Origin of the sequence: Acinetobacter sp. 102 (genome assembly GCF_037028485.1) — a bacterium.
Lineage (GTDB): Bacteria > Pseudomonadota > Gammaproteobacteria > Pseudomonadales > Moraxellaceae > Acinetobacter > Acinetobacter higginsii.
This window is the reverse complement of the sequence record NZ_JAZEZK010000052.1, coordinates 1-1,821: the sequence shown is the minus strand read 5'-3', so window position 1 is coordinate 1,821 and position 1,821 is coordinate 1. Positions and strand designations below refer to the sequence as shown.

At 39.0% G+C, this 1,821-nt stretch carries 4 protein-coding genes; all 4 read right to left on the bottom strand.

From position 1 onward, the window contains the following. Positions 1–300, bottom strand: a 300-nt coding sequence (locus tag WA352_RS21655; RefSeq protein WP_336143903.1) for an ankyrin repeat domain-containing protein, incomplete at its 3' end; no start/stop codon positions are given. Between the two features lie 10 nt (positions 301–310). Then, positions 311–811: a GNAT family N-acetyltransferase gene (locus tag WA352_RS21650; RefSeq protein ID WP_005320020.1), complete on the bottom strand. Its 501-nt coding sequence runs from the start codon at positions 809–811 to the stop codon at positions 311–313. A gap of 68 nt (positions 812–879) precedes the next feature. Continuing rightward, on the bottom strand, positions 880–1,251 hold the full coding sequence (locus tag WA352_RS21645) for a cytidine deaminase (protein ID WP_005320023.1): 372 nt from the start codon (positions 1,249–1,251) through the stop codon (positions 880–882). A 34-nt stretch (positions 1,252–1,285) separates the two neighbouring features. Continuing rightward, complete coding sequence (locus WA352_RS21640) at positions 1,286–1,750, bottom strand: GNAT family N-acetyltransferase (RefSeq protein WP_005320026.1); 465 nt, start codon at positions 1,748–1,750, stop codon at positions 1,286–1,288. Positions 1,751–1,821 lie beyond the last annotated feature (71 nt).

The window sequence follows — 1,821 nt, the reverse complement described above, 5'->3', positions numbered from 1 at the left end:
AAGATACGCAACCACTTCGCTATGCTCTGCCATTTCAGCAAGCTGTAGGGCCGTATATTCGCCTTTATACGCCACATTTGCACCCTTACTCACGAGTACCTTCACCACCGCCAAATAATCGTTCTCTGCAGCAGCTTGCAATGCACTATAACCTTCATCATCGGTTTGGTTTGGATCTATCCCCTCTGCCAATAGTTGCTCTACTTGTTCCACATCACCAATGGATGCCCAATACACCAGCTCAGGAAGATGTAGTTCTTCATCATCTTCAGGGAGTGGTGAAAAAGAGTTGAGTTTCATTTAGTTCCTCTCATTTAAAAGTTAGCAGTCTCTCCATAACAATGACGGGAGCAACATATTCACTGAGTTCTTTACGATAAAGTTCTACAAAACCTTTCTTTGACCAAAATGCAAATGCAGGTTCATTTGATTGAACCACTGCAATTCTCAACCGATCACATCCCCAAGTATTCGCAAGACTCGAAATAAAATGGACTGCTTGCGGGCCATAGCCTAAACCTTGATGAGACTCTATAAATAATAGCAGTCCAATAAATACTATTGATGACTCGGGATAACCTCGCAGAAGATCAATACAACCAATTATCTGTTCTTTATGATAAATCGCGTAAAAAAACTTTGCAGTAAATGGATGTCCACTCGGTACAGCTTTTAGATCGTTTCGAGCAGCATTTTTCTCTGCGCTATATCCTTGAATGAGTTTAAAATAATTTGGACTAGCCTCAAATACAGCTTGAATACTTGCTATATCAGTTTCACTATCAGAGCAGAGAAGACGATAACTCAGCATATACTTACTATCCTAATTCTTTAAATACGGACAACTTTTGCTTATACCGCATCAAAGCTGTACTCCATTCACCATCGACCAATGGTAGGGCAGGATTTAAATAATAATTTGTTCTCAGCTGTACTCACTGCCACTAGAACATCTCCTCCCCAATAGGAAAGACGCTCTTGGCAGATTCCACAAGGTTTTAAAATTAGAATATTTGAATGTTCCGGCGCTCTACATATACAGAGGGAATGTGTAATTTTTTCATTGATTTTATGTGCCTCCAAGCATGCCCCGACTTCCATACAAAGTGATAAAGCATCATTTCGTGTTTCAGGAGCAACACTAATCAAAATTTTGCCACTCTCAGTGGCGAGTGCAACAACACCACCCCAGCCTTTAGGATAATGGCTCTCCATAAAAACTTTCGCAGCTTGAAATAACTTTTGTTCCATCGTATCTCCAAACAAAGTCATAACTTCGCAATTTTTATTGTTGATATCTCATAATAGTTGCTTCTACCGTATGGTGATTGGCTTGATGTAGCACTTTAAAACCATGTCTTTGGTATAGTGAAATATTATGGCTTTCACATTGTAAATAAAGCATGGTTACGCCTAATTCTCTGGCTTTTTCTTTTGCCATCGTAATCATTTGGCTGGCAACACCTTGTCCTCGCCATAAAGGATCAACAAAAATCCCACCGATCCAATGCTCATATTCTGGATAGTTTTTATTCTCTCGTAGCTTCAGTTCTAAAGCACCGATCAATTCATTTTCATGATGAGCTACGATTGCTAAAGGAATAACATCACGATTAGCTGATTTTTCCAGCACCTTTTGATGCATCATTTCTTCGGTAATCTGTAAAGAGAGATAAGCCCATTCGTTATAGTACCACTTTGCAATTTTTCCAATCGCTTCTGGGTGATCTACGAGCAAAGAAATTTTCATTGTATTGTTAATTTTGAGAATGATTTATCAGATTTTAGCCGATTTCTTCTACCTATTTTCGTCCACACAAT

Coding starts and splice junctions, on each gene's coding strand:
- WA352_RS21650 (WP_005320020.1), bottom strand. CDS start 811: ATGCTGAGTTATCGTCTTCTCTGCTCTGATAGTGAAACTGATATAGCA.
- WA352_RS21645 (WP_005320023.1), bottom strand. CDS start 1,251: ATGGAACAAAAGTTATTTCAAGCTGCGAAAGTTTTTATGGAGAGCCAT.
- WA352_RS21640 (WP_005320026.1), bottom strand. CDS start 1,750: ATGAAAATTTCTTTGCTCGTAGATCACCCAGAAGCGATTGGAAAAATT.